General features: G+C 44.2%; 14 protein-coding genes and 1 pseudogene. 8 read left to right on the top strand and 7 right to left on the bottom strand.

Annotation, left to right across the window (positions count from 1 at the left end; all coding sequences use genetic code 11):
- Positions 1–54 precede the first annotated feature (54 nt).
- Positions 55–1,413 carry a molecular chaperone gene (gene yegD / locus DRB05_RS19595; RefSeq protein ID WP_128728420.1) on the top strand — a complete coding sequence of 453 codons (1,359 nt, stop codon included), beginning with the start codon at positions 55–57 and terminating at the stop codon, positions 1,411–1,413.
- 54 nt (positions 1,414–1,467) lie between these two features.
- On the opposite strand, the gene DRB05_RS19590 is transcribed toward yegD, so the two are convergent.
- The 3 genes from DRB05_RS19590 to DRB05_RS19580 are packed head-to-tail and all read right to left on the bottom strand — an operon-like array spanning position 1,468 to position 3,281.
- Positions 1,468–1,926, bottom strand: coding sequence for a methylglyoxal synthase (locus tag DRB05_RS19590; protein ID WP_128728419.1), 459 nt, complete (start codon positions 1,924–1,926; stop codon positions 1,468–1,470).
- Positions 1,927–1,954: 28 nt separating this feature from the next.
- Positions 1,955–2,590 carry a LysE family translocator gene (locus DRB05_RS19585; RefSeq protein ID WP_088529978.1) on the bottom strand — a complete coding sequence of 212 codons (636 nt, stop codon included), beginning with the start codon at positions 2,588–2,590 and terminating at the stop codon, positions 1,955–1,957.
- A 7-nt stretch (positions 2,591–2,597) separates the two neighbouring features.
- On the bottom strand, positions 2,598–3,281 hold the full coding sequence (locus DRB05_RS19580) for a S24 family peptidase (RefSeq protein WP_010371973.1): 684 nt from the start codon (positions 3,279–3,281) through the stop codon (positions 2,598–2,600).
- A 227-nt stretch (positions 3,282–3,508) separates the two neighbouring features.
- Between DRB05_RS19580 and DRB05_RS19575 the strand changes: the two genes are divergently transcribed.
- Positions 3,509–3,763, top strand: coding sequence for a helix-turn-helix transcriptional regulator (locus DRB05_RS19575; protein WP_010371972.1), 255 nt, complete (start codon positions 3,509–3,511; stop codon positions 3,761–3,763).
- Positions 3,764–3,834: 71 nt separating this feature from the next.
- Here DRB05_RS19575 and putA read toward each other — a convergent pair whose 3' ends face one another.
- On the bottom strand, positions 3,835–7,638 hold the full coding sequence (gene putA, locus DRB05_RS19570; protein ID WP_128728418.1) for a bifunctional proline dehydrogenase/L-glutamate gamma-semialdehyde dehydrogenase PutA: 3,804 nt from the start codon (positions 7,636–7,638) through the stop codon (positions 3,835–3,837).
- A 405-nt stretch (positions 7,639–8,043) separates the two neighbouring features.
- On the opposite strand from putA, the gene DRB05_RS19565 reads away from it, so the two are divergent.
- Positions 8,044–8,532 (top strand): winged helix-turn-helix transcriptional regulator, encoded by a 489-nt coding sequence (locus DRB05_RS19565; protein ID WP_010371968.1) that lies wholly within the window; start codon positions 8,044–8,046, stop codon positions 8,530–8,532.
- Between the two features lie 27 nt (positions 8,533–8,559).
- On the top strand, positions 8,560–9,306 hold the full coding sequence (locus tag DRB05_RS19560) for an SDR family oxidoreductase (protein ID WP_128728417.1): 747 nt from the start codon (positions 8,560–8,562) through the stop codon (positions 9,304–9,306).
- A gap of 141 nt (positions 9,307–9,447) precedes the next feature.
- On the opposite strand, the gene DRB05_RS19550 is transcribed toward DRB05_RS19560, so the two are convergent.
- Complete coding sequence (locus tag DRB05_RS19550) at positions 9,448–10,065, bottom strand: GNAT family N-acetyltransferase (protein ID WP_128728416.1); 618 nt, start codon at positions 10,063–10,065, stop codon at positions 9,448–9,450.
- Positions 10,049–10,276: a helix-turn-helix domain-containing protein gene (locus DRB05_RS19545; RefSeq protein WP_128728415.1), complete on the bottom strand. Its 228-nt coding sequence runs from the start codon at positions 10,274–10,276 to the stop codon at positions 10,049–10,051. Before DRB05_RS19545 ends, DRB05_RS19550 begins: the two co-directional genes overlap by 17 nt.
- Positions 10,277–10,667: 391 nt before the next feature.
- On the opposite strand from DRB05_RS19545, the gene DRB05_RS19540 reads away from it, so the two are divergent.
- The 4 genes from DRB05_RS19540 (at position 10,668) to DRB05_RS19525 (ending at position 14,687) form a co-directional block, all read left to right on the top strand.
- Positions 10,668–10,979, top strand: coding sequence for a 2Fe-2S iron-sulfur cluster-binding protein (locus DRB05_RS19540; protein ID WP_010371949.1), 312 nt, complete (start codon positions 10,668–10,670; stop codon positions 10,977–10,979).
- 2 nt (positions 10,980–10,981) lie between these two features.
- Positions 10,982–12,388 (top strand): FAD/NAD(P)-binding oxidoreductase, encoded by a 1,407-nt coding sequence (locus tag DRB05_RS19535; RefSeq protein ID WP_128728414.1) that lies wholly within the window; start codon positions 10,982–10,984, stop codon positions 12,386–12,388.
- Positions 12,375–13,580, top strand: a complete 1,206-nt coding sequence (locus DRB05_RS19530) for an FAD-dependent oxidoreductase (RefSeq protein WP_128728413.1) — start codon at positions 12,375–12,377, stop codon at positions 13,578–13,580. The genes DRB05_RS19535 and DRB05_RS19530 overlap by 14 nt, the downstream gene beginning before the upstream one ends.
- Positions 13,581–13,652: 72 nt before the next feature.
- Entirely contained in the window at positions 13,653–14,687 is a 1,035-nt protein-coding gene (locus DRB05_RS19525; protein ID WP_128728412.1) for a S66 peptidase family protein, read from the top strand.
- Between the two features lie 514 nt (positions 14,688–15,201).
- Here the strand turns inward: DRB05_RS19525 and DRB05_RS19520 are convergent.
- A pseudogene (locus tag DRB05_RS19520) lies at positions 15,202–15,774 on the bottom strand (transposase); the annotation flags it as partial.

The raw sequence follows: 15,774 nt of genomic DNA, 5'->3' as shown, positions 1-15,774 counted from the left end.
CAATAACGACAACCATGATACACTTCGCGACTTTTCAGCAGTTTGAGGTAGAGAATGAAAGTCGGGTTTGATTACGGAAGTTCTAATTGTGCGATAGGCGTTATGCAAAATGATGAAGTGGACTTACTACGTCTCGAGCAAGATAAATATTACCTGCCTTCGACTATGTATGCCATGCACAATGCGTTAATTCCTGCATTTGTTAACCGCCATCTCAATGAACCAGATCCAGCCTACACGCAGTCTCGACAGGGGCTGTTAACGGTAGCACAGCAAGCCAAACGTGATCTCGATTTAGAAGCGCATGAAGCGGGCGTTTTTTTTGGTCAAGCGGCAATTTCTGAGTATATAGAATTTCCTGAAGAAGGCTTTTTTGTTAAATCACCCAAGTCCTTCTTTGGGGCGGTTGGGCTTAAACCTCAACAAATCGCCTTCTTTGAAGATATTGCTGCGGCGATGATGATGGAGATTAAGCGCCGTGCCGAGTCGCAGCTGCAACAGTCCATTACCGACACTGTGATTGGTCGACCTGTTAATTTTCAATCTGTTGGTGGAGAGGAAAGCAACCAACAAGCGGTTAATATTCTTACCACCGCCGCAAAAAGAGCTGGGTTTAAGGAAGTGGATTTTCTCTTCGAACCGCTAGCTGCGGGAATTGAGTACGAAAGTCGTCTTCAGCAAGATAAACTTGTGCTGGTGGTTGATATCGGCGGTGGTACTAGCGATTGCTCGTTTGTCCGAATGGGGCCAAGCTATCGCAATAATACACAGCGCCAGCAAGACTTTTTAGCGCATACGGGTAAACGTATCGGCGGTAACGACTTAGATATTGCGCTTGCTTATCACCAATTAATGCCGTTATGCGGTCTAGGCTCTAACATGAGTTCAGGTTTGCCGATGCCTAGTCAACTGTATTGGCAGGCATGTAAAATTAATGATATTCAGTCTCAACTAGACTTCTACAGCGATAAACTAGCGCGAGAATTGCAAAGCATGTTGCGAGATGTCGCCGAGCCGACAAAGCTGGCCCGTTTACTTCATATTCAACAGAACAAACTTACTCATCAGGTGGTTCGTGAAGGTGAACTTGGCAAGATAGCACTCTCTGAGCAAGCAAAGTTTAACGCCGATCTTGGTTTTATTGAGCCACAGTTAACCTCTGAATTTACGCAGCAAGATTTTGCCGAATCAGTCATGTCGAACTTAGAGCAGATGGGCATGCTTGCGAAAGAAGCCATACATCAAGCGGGGTCAAAGCCCGATGTAATTTATCTTACTGGCGGTAGCGCGCAATCACCACTGCTCAAAGCAACGCTTGCACAGCAAATTGGTGATATTGAAATGGTGAACGGGGATAATTTTGGTAGTGTAACCGCAGGTTTGACTAAATGGGCGGATAAACTATTTAAGTAATTGAAGTCGTGATAAAAGAAGCGGTAATAACCCGCTTCTTTCCTCTTTATATTATCAATCTAAGCGACTAGCTAGGTACTGCTCATAATCAGGTAGATGTCTTGCGATTGGCTGGCTCATTTTATCGCACGCCATCAGTAAATCTGCTGTTGCTTCATTACAGGCAACGGGAATATTCCAAACAGCAGCGAGTCTCAACAGTGCTTTTACATCCGGATCATGAGGCTGTGACGCGAGCGGATCCCAAAAGAAAATCAAGACATGAACATCTTGCTCCGCGATTTTGGCACCAATTTGCTGGTCGCCACCCATTGGGCCACTAAATAGCTTTGTTACTTCTAAACCAGTATGCTTTTCTATTAGGTTACCCGTTGTGCCCGTAGCGTAAAGTTTGTGCTGTTTAAGACTAGCAAAGTGGGTCTGACACCAGTCAAGTAGGGCTGGTTTCATACCGTCGTGTGCAACCAAAGCAATATGCTTTTTAGCTGGCAGTGGCTGTGAGCGTTTTTGCATGTGTACTGCTCCTATTTTGTGTCACTACTTAGAGTAATAAATTGACCGCTAATGCGATAAAAATTAAGCCAGAAATACGATCAATCCACACCGGCGCTGCGGGATGTTGCCTAAAATAGCCTGCAATTTTATCACCACCATAGATGTACATGCAGTCAATGGGGAAAGCTAAAATAGGATAAAGTAAGCCAAACATGGCCAGTTGCATCGTTGTCGAGGTCGCCAAGCTACTATCGACAAACTGAGGAATAAATGCAATAAAGAACAGGGCGACTTTGGGGTTTAAGACTTCCGTCATCATTGCTTGGAACATTACGTTTTTAGGCTTTTTGGTGCTCACGTGTGGTTTTTCCTCGCAAGCTATCTGCCCCTTCCCAAGCGTCTCCTTGATAGTCATTACACCTAGATAAGCTAGGTAAGCTGCGCCGAGGTATTGCACTGTGGTATAGGCGGTCTCTGAAGCTTTTAGGAGTGCCGATAAGCCAACAACGGCAAAGAGTGTGTGGATCACCCCTCCGAGTGCAAAGCCCAATGCGCTCTGCATTCCAGCTGCGCGGCCATTAGTAAAGGTCTGCGCCATTAAAAATGCATTGGATGGACCCGGTGCTACGGCAATTACCGTGCTGGCGATTAAAAATGAGAATAAGTATTCAAGATTTAGCATCGTATTATTAAATTAGATCTTTACCAATCCATACCACTTTACCGAGAATTTCCAGCTGCTCCAATTCATTCGGCATCACAACTTGTTCTCGGTATTCTTTATTATCGCTAATCAAACGTACTGAGCCATCAAAGTTTTGTTGTAGGCGCTTGGCATAAAGCTCTTCGCCAAGGCGAACAACATAGATCAGGCCTTCGCTTAATTTTTTATCCGATAAGTCCACTAAAATTGTATTGTTATTGTGAATAGTGGGTTCCATAGAGTCGCCTTTGGCAAACACCACGACCAGCTGTGACTTATCTAAATTTTTAAATTCAATCCACTTTTTTCTAAATGCAAGGTAGCGTGCAACCTCGGCGCTTTGGTTAAATGCGCCATAACCTGTGCTGACAGAAACATGATAGCCAGGCACAACAACAAAGTCCTCATTAAAGTCTTCCAAGGTAATACTTTGCTGGATGATTGGTGACTCTGTTTTGCAATCAAGTGGGATCCCGGTAACGAGCCACATTAAGTCTACATTGGCCTGTTTGGCAATGCGTTCAATCACACTGAGTTTTGGGTCTTCCCCTTTTAATATTCTGCGCAGCGTCCCTTCAGATACATCAATTTTTAACGCAAAAGCTCTAATACTGTCCGGCTTGATCGCATATTCTACGCGCTCCGCTAGGCTCATGAGACTTTGTTCCATGCGTTGCCTCTTAAATAATGATACGTGTGCGTCATTATATGGGCTATTTTTTGCGAAGTAAAATCATTTTTGACGCAAAAAAGATCCATTTATTCGTTGTAATGCGTAATAAACAGATCTATTATCTTCATTAAATTACGCAGTGAATGCATTTAGTCAGTGAGTGCGTAAATAAGTGATTTTTATAAACGTCATATATTTGCGCAATTTTTTAAGGAATGAGTGTGATGTTAATGAGCCAACCTTTAATTTCAGAACGCGCGCCGCTTGGTGCTGCCATACTTAGATTTGCACGTAAAAGTCGCGGTTTTACTCAAGCTGAATCAGCCGCAAGCTACGGTATAGAGGAGCGAACATTAAGGCGCTGGGAGAATAACGAATACAATCCTAAATGGAATGATGTGATTGCATTGGTTGAAGATGTTTATTTAATGGACATTGTTAATGTCATCGTGGGGTTAAGGACATCAAGTGCTGCGTAAAAAATTAAAGCCAGCGTACGCTGGCTTTGTTCGATAAAATCGCTATGTCTAGCATAGCGACTTATATTTTCTTACTCTTCGTCTTCAACAAGTGTCATCAGTGAAGTGTTACCACCAGAAGCTGTGGTATCGATACTAATGGTTTTCTCTGTTACTAGACGATTGATAAGCGTATCGTAGTACTCTGCACTGATCACTGGCAGGATAGCGCCTTTGCGCTCTGCAAGTTGTTGTGAGAAGTAACCAAGGCGTGAAGAGCGTGCAGCCACAACAGCACCTGCAAGATGAGGGTGTGCCAAAATAGCTTGCAGTTGGTTTTGCTTCGCTACTTGGAATACGCCTTCAGCAACCCCTGTAGAGATAAACTTATCTCTAAATGCCAATGCTTCTTCATAGAATAGGTCAGAGGCTACCGTGATCACTGTGTTACCTGCAGCAAGCGCTGTGATAATTGAAATCGCCCAAAAGTTGAACGAAGTACTCTTATCGGCATATACCACAACACAACCACGCGCTTCTAAGTGCAGCGTGTTTGACTCACCAGTAGGTCCCGGTAGCGTGGTGTAAGTACGCATACGCTTTTCTAAGCGGTTTAGCTGAGCACGTGCATCAGAAAGCGTTAATGATAAATCATCTGCCAACTCATCAATAATGTCTACAGTTGCGATTTTAGCAAGTAGCTGACGCACTGCTGAAACTCGGTCATTCAAAGCTGTACGACGCCAGATCTTTTCATCACGCTTTGAGTTTTGCATCAGTTTTTCAACTTGCTCAACTGCACCTGGGAAGTGGTGAATTTCTAGCTCATCAGGTGTTAAATCTGTCATTTGGACGTTGTCTGGTGACGCTTTTTCTTTTACAAGGCGAACTAGATAGTTTGGACCACCTGCTTTTGGACCTGTACCAGATAAGCCACGACCACCAAATGGCTGTACACCAACGATAGCACCAATCATGTTACGGTTCACGTATACGTTACCCGCACGAGACATCTTAGCTAGGTATTCGCAGCGCTCTTCGATACGTGAATGAACACCCATTGTTAGACCGTAACCTGTACCATTGATTTGGTCGATAACATTATCAAGTTGATCTGCTTTAAAGCGTACAACGTGGACTACCGGACCGAATACTTCACGCTTCAACACGGATAGATCAGAAATCTCATATAAGCGAGGGGCAAAGAAGTAAGCGCCATTCTCGCTGTTATCTGGGATCTTAGCTTCGAATAGTAGCTTGCCGTTCGACTTCATGTAATCAACGTGCTTAGTCAGCGTGGTCAGCGCTTTTTCATCGATCACAGGACCAATATCAGTTGAAAGTTGTGAAGGGTCACCCACATGCAGCTCTTTTAGTGCACCTGTTAGCATTTCGATAATGCCATCAGCGACATCTTCTTGTACAAATAACACACGAAGTGCTGAACAGCGTTGACCCGCACTTTGAAAACCTGAAGAAATAACATCGTCAACCACTTGCTCTGGTAATGCTGTTGAGTCAACGATCATACAGTTTTGACCACCAGTTTCTGCAATCAGAGGAACCTGAATGTCATTACGCTCAGCAAGAATTTGCGAGATAAGCGTACCGGTCTCTGTTGAACCTGTGAACATAACCGCTTGGATGCGCTCATCAGGCACGATGTGTTTACCCACTTCGCTACCGCGTGCGATAACAGGCTGTACTACGTGCTCAGGTAAGCCAACAGTATGCATTAATTCGATACAACGCAGTGCAATCATACTGGTTTGTTCAGCAGGCTTTGCAATAACGGTGTTACCAGTCACGATAGCAGCAGCTACCTGACCTAAGAAGATCGCCAGAGGAAAGTTCCACGGGCTGATACATAAGATCACGCCACGAGCTTCAAAGCGTTCATCTTTAGACAGCTCTTCTGCACGAGCTGCATAGTAGCGACAGAAGTCAACGGCTTCGCGCACTTCATCGATGCTGTCTTGGGCTACTTTACCTGCTTCTTTAATACAAATAGCAACGAGTTCGTCATGGTGACGCTCAAGAATGTCAGCAATACGGCGTAGTAGGTTTGCACGCTCTTCGACAGTGGTCTGTGACCAACTCTCAAAAGCCGCGTCAGCATTTATTAGTACATTTTGCATGTGTACTTCATCGTGTAAAGGCACAGAGCCAATCACTTGTTTGTGGTTCGCTGGGTTACGAACTGCAAGGTGACCTTCTGGTACTTGGCTTTCATCGATTAGGTGTTCGTTAAACCAGTTGTCTAGGTTCTCTTTGAATGGTGTTAAATCATTGATATCCGTCAGATCTTTACCTTTTGAGTTTGGACGCTCATCGCCATAAAGCTCTATAGGTAGTTTAATCTGCGTATTGTAACGGTTACGTAGGCCTTGCAGTGTTTCTACAGGGTCAGGAAGTAGTGACTCAACAGGCTTAGTGGTATCTACAATCGCGTTTACGAATGATGAGTTTGCACCATTTTCAAGTAGACGGCGTACCAGATAAGCAAGTAGATCTTCGTGCTGACCAACAGGCGCATACACACGACACTGAATACCTTCTTTTTCAACGATTTGATCGTAAAGTGATTCGCCCATTCCGTGTAAACGTTGGAATTCAAACCCTTTATTATCGCCTTTAGCAACCTCTAGGATAGTTGCTGCGGTGTAAGCATTGTGCGTTGCAAACTGCGGGAATAATACATCGCGTGCTTCAAGGAGCTTAATAGCACAGGCCTTATAAGAAACGTCAGTCGTTGCTTTACGGGTGAATACAGGGAAGTGCTCCAGACCATCTTGTTGTGTGGTTTTAATTTCCGTATCCCAGTAAGCACCTTTAACTAAACGCACCATCAATTTACGGCCTACGCGACGAGCAAGTTCTGCTACCCATTCCACAACGAAAATAGCACGCTTTTGATATGCTTGTACTGCAAGACCAAAACCATTCCAGTCACCAAGTGCATCATCAGAGAATACCGCTTCAATGACATCTAAAGAGATATCTAAACGGTCTGCTTCTTCCGCATCAACAGTAAAACCGATATCGTATTCTTTAGCTACAATAGCAAGTTCTTTTAGTTTTGGTACTAGCTCGTCCATCACGCGGTCACGGTGTGTGAATTCATAGCGCGGATGAATAGCTGAAAGTTTAACTGAGATACCAGGACTCTTAATTGGGCCACGGCCTTTTGCCGCTTTACCAATTGCGTGGATGGCGTTCATATAGCTTTGGAAGTAACGCTCTGCATCCTTCATCGTACGTGCGCCTTCACCTAGCATGTCGTACGAATATACATAACCTTTTTGTTCTTTATCAGCGGCACGGTCGATAGCATCTTGAATGGTTTCACCCATTACAAACTGCTTACCCATGATCTTCATTGCATAGTTAACGGATTTACGGATAACAGGCTCACCAAGACGACCAATTGTGCGCTTTAGCACGCCAAATTGTTCTTCTTTATTCTTGTCTGAGTAATTAACCATTTTACCGGTAACGAGTAAGCCCCAGCTTGAAGCGTTAACAAATAACGAGTCGCTGCTACCTAAGTGTGAACTCCAGTCGCCTTGTGCGAGTTTGTCGCGGATCAGGCTTTCTTGCGTTGCTTTGTCTGGTACACGAAGTAGCGCTTCGGCTAAACACATCAGCACCACGCCTTCTTCGGTAGAAAGAGAGAATTCATTTAAAAGCGCGTCTACACCGTTTTGACCATCTTGATCTCTACGAATGTTCAATACCATTTGACGCGCACGTTCCCATGCTCGGCTTCGAGCTGTAACGCCTACCTCAGCTAAAGGTAAAATATGATCAATAACCGCGTTCTCATCAATGCGGTAAAAATCACGGATCTTTTGTCGAATAGGACAGTTAGTTGTCAAATCGCCGTTAAAAAGCATAAGCAACCCTCAAAAATTGGAGTCAAAAATACATGTAATTCGCGCCAGCCTATGGAATCACACATCTAATGTGTAGATTACAAAACTACATCTGAACTGATGCCAAACTAAGCAACCAAAGGTTGAAAGTGTAGTTTCTTTTGCATAGGAAGCCTCAATTACGACAAAATGATGCAGTCACATTGCTAACCATAACACACCCATTCGGGGGTTCAAATTTTAGCCAGAATGCATGTTCTAAGTGTTTGAACAAAGCTGCGTTAGATACAGAGATAAACCGCTTTGCCCTTTATCGTTAATTTCGCGGGCATTCTATCGAAAAGACAGCAGAATATGCTGTTTTATTTTCAAGGAATACGGTAAATTTGCGGGTAATCTCAAACCCTCACAAAATTTTATGCTGATATGACGACTTCCATTAAAACTCGGGTATTAGATCGCATCGATTTAGCAATCTTAGACGCGCTCCAGCGCAACGGTCGGATCTCTAATGTAAACTTGGCGAAAGAGGTAAACTTGAGCCCGAGTCCTTGCCTCGACCGAGTAAAAAAACTCGAGTCGGAAGGGTATATTGAAGGGTATACGGCAAGATTAAATGCCGCAAAACTTGGCCAGCATTTGGTTGCGCATGTTGAAATAACCTTGAAAAGCTCGACCGAAGCGGTATTTGAGGTGTTTAAACAGCATATTGTAAAAATCCCCAACGTCGTTTCTTGTGATATGGTAGCTGGTGGCTTTGATTATTTAGTTAAGATCCGAGTCCAGGATATGCGTCAATATCGTGAGGTATTAGGTCAAATCGTTGAAATACCTGGAGTTGGTACAAATCATACCTATATGGTGATAGAACACGTCAAAGAAGACATGGGTGTAGAAGTGTTGAACTATCAGTAACTGTTGGCCCAATTTAAGGAATAATACATGCAAAAAGTGGTACTTATCACCGGTGCGAGCCGTGGGATTGGTGCGGCAACGGCTCAGTTGCTGGGACAACAAGGGTTTACCGTTGTTATAAATTACAAGCAGAATGTGCAAGCCGCAGAAACGGTTGCCAATACCATCCTAAGTAATAATGGTAAAGCGCATTTGTTGCAAGCAGATGTCACAGACGAAAAGTCTGTAGAGGCAATGTTTGACAAGATAAAGGCAGATATTGGCATAGTTACGCATCTGGTCAACAACGCGGGGGTGCTGAACACGCAGACTCGAGTTGAACACATGACTGCAGCGCGTATCAACAATATGCTTACTAATAATGTTACGCCGTATTTTATTTGTGCTCGCGAAGCAATTAAACACATGCGTTTGAGTGCTAATCCAGCACAGTGTGCAATGGTAAATGTATCGTCAGCAGCTTCTTATTTAGGTGGGGCAAATGAATATGTTGACTACGCCGCTGCAAAAGGTGCAATAGACAGCTTCACTAAAGGCTTATCTCTGGAATTAGCCGCTGAGCAGATCCGTGTAAACTGCGTGAGACCTGGCTGTATTTATACCGATATCCACGGTGACGGTGGCGAACCAGACCGAGTTGACCGTCTAGCCGATTTTTTACCGCTGAAGCGAGGTGGAACCGCAATTGAGGTTGCTAATGCCATCGCTTGGCTTTTAAGTAACGAAGCAAGCTTTGTTACAGGGACTTTTATTGATTTAGCTGGAGGGAAATAGCAATTTATGAAAAATAAAATTGTTTATGTCTCAGGAACATTTGATCAATGCGGCGTCGACGGCGGCATTTAACAGTTACAAAGATTTGACGTCTTATTGCGCAACGAAAGTCTTAGCGAATCGCTTGATTATACTGATTTGCTAGTATTCATTGACATAATGCGCTTGAGCTAGGTTCCCAATACGATTGCGCAAGGTCGGTGCAAGCAGTTTGTAATAGTATGTGGTGGCATGGAAGTCGCCGCGCTCATCACTGACAAAATGAGGGATTTGCCCTGCGACTTTAAAGCCTAGACTCTGATATAGGATTTCTGCGTCCGAATCCGATTGTGTATCAAGGACGAGTAACGATATCTGCTGCCGTGTAGATTCTTGCTCTATGGCTTGCATCAACTTTGTTGCCACACCTTTTCGCCGGCTGTTTGGATGCACTAATAGTTTTTCAACTTCAGCTCGGTGCTGAGCATTATCTTTTGTTGCAGGAGAGAGTTGCACACAACCTGCCATTACGCCATTAAGTTCAGCGATAATAAGCGTCTTTTGCGACTTGATCACAGCATCGAGAACTTGCCACCAGTAATTCTGTATTGCTCTGCTAGAGGATGATTGCAAAAAACCGATAGAGGCGCCAAGGTTAATACAGGCTTGCGTCAGCGCGCTAAGTTGTTTTACCCAAAGCTGACAATCTAAGCGATTGTATTTCAAGCTAGGTGCCTGAATAATGCGAAGCTGCATTGCGGTATTAGACAAATTGTTCATGCAGTTCCTTATTTATCCGAGCCAGACTTTGCTCAAGCCTTGCCTTTTCATGCATTAATTTTTGCCATCGAGTTTGCTGTTTCTCTTTGGAGCGTCTCAGTGCTTCGTATAGTGATCGCTGCGGCACATGATAGGCTTTTGCGGCTTGTGATGGGGTGAGCATATCGTTCATTACAGCGTGTACGGCAGTGTCTAGTTTGCTAAGTGTCATTGTGCTTTCTCCTTAACATCTATTGGGTTTGTTGCTGTATCGTGCACAGGCCAGATACTCACATCCAAATGCCAAAGTAAGTACATCGTTTGATATAAAGTGTACATAATTACGCTCCTTTTTTGTCGTGTTAGTTGATAAGGAAAAACTGTGCCAAAAATTAAAATTATTTAATATCAATAGGATGTATTTTTTATTGGTATGTAAATACGTTCACATTGCACTGCTTTAGGGAGGTGAGTGCAGCATTTGCACCGAATTGAACAGAATTAGCGCGAGAGTGCTTAAAAGTTAATTTGGATCAAATTAAAGTGAATAAAGTAAATAAAATGTTTATTTTTAATATTTGGATAGTAGGCTTTGTGCGACTTTATTGAAGGAGCATTTTTTCATGTCTGAATTATCCAGAACCCAAGATATTACGGACCCCGAGGGGTTACAGTTTCAAATTCAAATCGACGACATTGCGGTTAATGCATGCGATGGCGAAACCGTGTTGTCTGTTTTGCTTGCGGCGAACTATAAGCAAATCATGGAAAGCGATCGAGAGGCCGTATCCGGTGCTTATTGTGGTATGGGCGTTTGTCATTGTTGTCAGGTAACAATAAACAAACAACATAAACAAAAGGCTTGCCAAACCTTAGTACAACCCAATATGCAGGTTGAAACTAAACAAAATCGTTTCAAGCAGGTTGGAGTATAGTGATGTCTACTTGTCAAAAAGAAAAAATCGTTATTGTTGGTGCAGGACCTGCAGGCGTCAGCTGTGCAGCTGAGCTGGCTAAATATGGCATTACTAGCACCTTAGTTGATGAAGCGCCAAAAATTGGTGGAGTTATCTATCGCGGTCCACTTAGACAGGCGAGTAAGCTTCCTCATTTAGATGAAAATCTTAAACGAGCGATGGCTGCACTAAAGGTACGCTACGAACATCATAAACAAGATATAACGCTACAACTACAAACCAAAGTGCTTGGGCCTGAGGGTGAAAGTGGTTTGTTGTTGCAAACACAAAATCAGCTAACACAAATAGATTACACTAGGTTGGTTTTGGCAACTGGTTGTCATGAGCGCAGTGTGCCATTTGAAGGGTGGCAGTTGCCTGGTGTGATGTTAATGGGCGGGATGCAACTTCAGCTTAAAAGTGGGTTAGTTCGACCAGGGAAAAAAGTGGCTTTAGTCGGAACTGGACCATTATTGCCATTGGTTGCTTGCCAGTTGCATAAATCCGGGGCACAAGTGGTTGGCGTATATGAAGCGAGTCGCTTTAGTGAACTGGCGAAAGAGACCGTGGCGCTGCTCAATAAACCTAAGCTTACGCTTTCGGGATTGAGTATGTTGGCGTATCTCAAAAAGCATAATATTCCGTTCAAGTATGGCTATGGCATCGTGAAAGCAGAAGGCCAAGAAAAACTCTCCAGTGTTACCGTAGCGCCTTACGATGAGCACTGGCATGCGGACTTGTCAAAAGCACAGCATTTAGCCGTGGATAGTTTGGGAGTTGGCTATGGTTTTGTTGCCCGCACACAGCTTGCCATGCTACTTGGGGTTTCTCATCAGTACACCACCACGAATGGTTATGTGCCTTTATTAGATGACAATTTACGCAGTAGCTTAAATTCAATTTTTGTTTGTGGTGATACCAATGGTTTGTTAGGTGCGGAAGCGGCTATCATTGAAGGAAAAATAGCCGCAACCATGCTTGCCTATGAGCAAGCCTGTTTAAGCGAGTCGAACTTCCACACGCGAATGCGCAAGCTCAAAACTAAGCGTAAGCAAGCACAGAAATTTAGAGCTGGATTTGATCGCTTCTCGGCGCGTCGAGAGGGGCTGCTTGCATTAACACAAGCAGATACCGTGGTGTGTCGCTGCGAACAAGTAAAGCGCCAGCAACTCGATTTAGCGTTGCAACAAGGTGCGAAAGATTTGTCTAGCGTGAAAATGAGAACCCGTATTGGCATGGGAGACTGCCAAGGAAAAATGTGCTCTAGCTATGCACTAGACCGACTGCACGCTGCAGGGCACTTAGATACACTCGGTGTGATAAGGCCAAGATTCCCACTAGACCCAATTCCATTTACTTTACTGGAGAAAAACCATGAAGCAGTATGATGTCATTATCGCAGGTGGCGGTGTAATAGGCGCTGCTTGTGCTTACTTTTTAAGTCGTGATACCAACCTAAAAATCGCGTTAGTGGATTTAAAAAAGCCGGGTAACGCGTCTCGTGCATCTGCGGGTGGATTATGGGCAATTGGTGAGTCGGTTGGACTTGGCTGTGGTGTGATCTTCTTCAAAACCTTGTCTAAGCTCCAAAGTGAAGGAGATACCGAAGCTGCGGAAACATTGCGGCCGCATCAATTACCAGAATGCTTTTTTGAACTTGCGCTCAAGTCAAACGAGTTATATCCAGCACTGCATGAAGAAATGCTGACCAAACACGATGTCGACTTTAAGTTTGAACGTACCGGTCTCAAATTCATTATGTACAATCGTGATGATGAAATATATGCAGATAGCATAGTGTCTGGGATCCCTAATTTGTCTTCGCAGATCCGTTGGCTAGACCAACAGCAATTACGTGCAGAGGAGCCTTACATCACTCCTGATGCGATTGGTGCAATAGATTTTATTTGCGACCATCAGGTAAATCCATACCGATTAGTTGATGCGTATACCGAAGGCGCGCGCCAAAATGGTGTTGAGTTATTTCTGAATACCGAAGTGCTAGAGGTACTGCGTGAAGGCAATAAGGTGATAGGCGTGAGGACGCAAGATCAAAGTCTGCATTGCGACACTCTAATTAATGCCGCTGGCGCCTGGGCGGATGACATTTACCATCAGGCAACAGGTAAACACATGCCAGTTTACCCAGTTAAAGGTCAAATAGTGTTGTCTGAGCGCATGCCTAAAGTATTAAATGGTTGTATCAGTACCAGTGATTGCTACATTGCACAAAAGGATAACGGCGAGATTTTAATTGGCTCATCAACGGAGGAAAAAGGCTTCGACACCACCAATAGTCTAGATAAAATCACCGAGTTGTCACAAGGTGCTATGAAGTGTTTGCCGGTGCTAAAAGAGTCGAGTATTAAACGTTGCTGGGCGGGACTTAGACCTGGTACACCGGATGAGCTGCCAATTTTGGGCCCCGTTGATGGAGTGGAAGGTTACATTAATGCGTGTGGGCACTTTAGGACGGGGATTTTAATGTCGGCCATTACTGGCACGCTTATTACTGAACTCATGACAGGCAAACCTACCTCTGTTGATTTAGCTCCATTTCGCGTTGAAAGGTTCGAATAAGCATTTGATTCTGCTGTCTTAATGGGATATATCTAGTTGCTGATGAATATTCCATTAAGACAATGGTAGACGGTGCAATTACGCAAGCCTAAAAAACTAAACCGAGGTGATACCCTTGCGATTGTATCACCTAGCTGGGGTGGCCCAGGCACATTTCCCCATATTTTTGAGCAAGGGTTAGCAAACCTGCGTTCGCTTGGTTTTAATATTGTTGAAATGCCGTCGGCTCGAACTGCCGCAGACGTGCTTTTTTCACAGCCACAATTACGTGCAAAAGATATTAATGATGCCTTTGCCGACCCGAATATGGCCGGGATAATTTCTTCCATTGGTGGTTCAGATTCCGCGCGGATCCTGCCTTATTTGGATAAATCCGTTATCTTGAATAACCCTAAGTTTATGATGGGCTATTCTGACTTTTCCACGTTCACTACATTGCTGAACCAATGGGGATTAGTCACCTTTAACGGCCCATCGGTCATGGCCGGTTTCTCCCAGTACCACAACGCTAGTGCTGAATATCAAGCCTATTTAGCGCAGGCGCTGCTAGGTGAAGTCCATTATCCAATATTCAAAGCCTATTCTCATGGATATCCGGAGTGGGCAATACCAGAAAACGTCGGTAAGCTGCATCCCTCAATAGCAACAGATGGTCCTAAAGTACTGCAAGGTACAGGGCAAGTGGAAGGGCAGCTATTTGGCGGCTGTTTTGAAGTGATGGAGATGCTAAAAGGCACAGAATACTGGCCATCGCCGTCATTTTGGCAAGACAAATTGCTATTTTTAGAAACCTCTGAGGATAAACCCAGTCAAGACTATATTCGCTTTTGGTTACGTAACTATGGGGTGATGGGGGTGTTTGAAAAAGTATCCGGCTTAATGGTTGGCCGTGCGCGGGATTACAGCGAACGCGAGATGGCTGCGCTTGATGAGGTGATTTTATCGGTTGTACGTGATGAGTTTGGCTGTAAGAGTTTACCCGTAATAACTCGGCTTGACTTTGGCCATACCGATCCGCAGTGGATTTTGCCGCTAGGAATACAGCATCACTTGGATCTGGACAACTTCAGTCTAGATGCGATAGAGCCAGTATTTGATTCGTTGTAGTGGTGTGATGAGGGAGACATACTGTGCTGAAAAGTTTTTTGGTGATTGCAGGAAAATTTGCTGCTTTGAGAGAAAAACTAGAACTCGCAGTCAAAACTAATCCCCTTAACCAGACCAGAAGAGCATAACTTATCGGCGGGTGAACCGCCTCCCACAAAACTATTTAGACTGTTAATTAGGAGGCGATGCAGATAGGTTCTGTAATCCTTGCAAGCAGTTTAATCATAAAAATTATAGAAGATCTTACAAGCAACGTATTACCCCCTCCATCACACCCGAAAAGCATAAGCCGATATGAAATCATTGATGACACCCACTACTATTAACATCAAAGCTGAGGAAGTGAAGTAAAAGAGTATCTAAACACTCCAGTCATTTTGGTCAAAAACGTTTATCGATAGGTTAATTCTTATCGCCTAGGCATATCTCTACATTAAAACAGGGTTATCGCCGCACGACAAAGCACTGCTAATACAACAGTAAGAAAATTCTAGAATTGAGAATGTGAGTTATGCTAAGCCAGCAAGCGCTCGCAGTTTGTTAGGTTTGTCCGTCGTCGTTTTTGCAGTGTTTCGCAGTAAGCGGTTATCCTACGCTCTCGGCCAACCGCGCCGTGGAATATCCGAGAAAACTGCGTAGTAAGTTTTATCCAGTTCTCAGGCTCAATATTGAGTCGAGTGAGTATGGGTTGTGACTCAAAAATATAGCCTCGTTTGTCGGCGCGAATATATTGGCCTGTGAGTTCAACCAATTCGATATAAGACTTGAGCTCAAAAGGCAGGCCTTTAGGCATGTGTTTTCGTGGGCTGCCAGCAAAGCGTAATAGGCTTTTTGGTTGTTTGCCCAGCTTAGCGTGGTCGATGCGTTTTTTGATGCTGGTGTAGTCTGAGGTTTCAGGCGTTGCGGCAATTTTGGCTCGAATTGGGTTTAGGTCTACGTAAGCGAGGCAGGCAGCCAGTGCAGCTTCATCCAATAGTGCTTGGGATTTGAATCGTCCTTCCCAAAACCGACCTGTACAATTATCTTCTTTATTTGCTCGGCGGGCGATGTCTTCGTTAAGCACTCGCATAAACCAGCTAATATCTGC

The organism is Pseudoalteromonas sp. A757 (assembly GCF_004103285.1).
GTDB classification, from domain to species: Bacteria; Pseudomonadota; Gammaproteobacteria; order Enterobacterales; family Alteromonadaceae; genus Pseudoalteromonas; species Pseudoalteromonas galatheae.
The sequence above is the reverse complement of the archived record's forward strand: the minus strand, read 5'-3'. Positions and strand labels throughout refer to the sequence as shown.

What these genes read in the sequence shown, in the direction of transcription:
- DRB05_RS19540 (WP_010371949.1), top strand. Translation starts at nt 10,668, where the DNA reads ATGTCTGAATTATCCAGAACCCAAGATATTACGGACCCCGAGGGGTTA.
- DRB05_RS19590 (WP_128728419.1), bottom strand. Translation starts at nt 1,926, where the DNA reads ATGCAAAAACGCTCACAGCCACTGCCAGCTAAAAAGCATATTGCTTTG.
- DRB05_RS19530 (WP_128728413.1), top strand. Translation starts at nt 12,375, where the DNA reads ATGAAGCAGTATGATGTCATTATCGCAGGTGGCGGTGTAATAGGCGCT.
- DRB05_RS19560 (WP_128728417.1), top strand. Translation starts at nt 8,560, where the DNA reads ATGCAAAAAGTGGTACTTATCACCGGTGCGAGCCGTGGGATTGGTGCG.
- DRB05_RS19565 (WP_010371968.1), top strand. Translation starts at nt 8,044, where the DNA reads ATGACGACTTCCATTAAAACTCGGGTATTAGATCGCATCGATTTAGCA.
- DRB05_RS19550 (WP_128728416.1), bottom strand. Translation starts at nt 10,065, where the DNA reads ATGAACAATTTGTCTAATACCGCAATGCAGCTTCGCATTATTCAGGCA.
- DRB05_RS19575 (WP_010371972.1), top strand. Translation starts at nt 3,509, where the DNA reads ATGTTAATGAGCCAACCTTTAATTTCAGAACGCGCGCCGCTTGGTGCT.
- DRB05_RS19535 (WP_128728414.1), top strand. Translation starts at nt 10,982, where the DNA reads ATGTCTACTTGTCAAAAAGAAAAAATCGTTATTGTTGGTGCAGGACCT.
- DRB05_RS19580 (WP_010371973.1), bottom strand. Translation starts at nt 3,281, where the DNA reads ATGGAACAAAGTCTCATGAGCCTAGCGGAGCGCGTAGAATATGCGATC.
- yegD (WP_128728420.1), top strand. Translation starts at nt 55, where the DNA reads ATGAAAGTCGGGTTTGATTACGGAAGTTCTAATTGTGCGATAGGCGTT.
- DRB05_RS19585 (WP_088529978.1), bottom strand. Translation starts at nt 2,590, where the DNA reads ATGCTAAATCTTGAATACTTATTCTCATTTTTAATCGCCAGCACGGTA.
- DRB05_RS19545 (WP_128728415.1), bottom strand. Translation starts at nt 10,276, where the DNA reads ATGACACTTAGCAAACTAGACACTGCCGTACACGCTGTAATGAACGAT.
- putA (WP_128728418.1), bottom strand. Translation starts at nt 7,638, where the DNA reads ATGCTTTTTAACGGCGATTTGACAACTAACTGTCCTATTCGACAAAAG.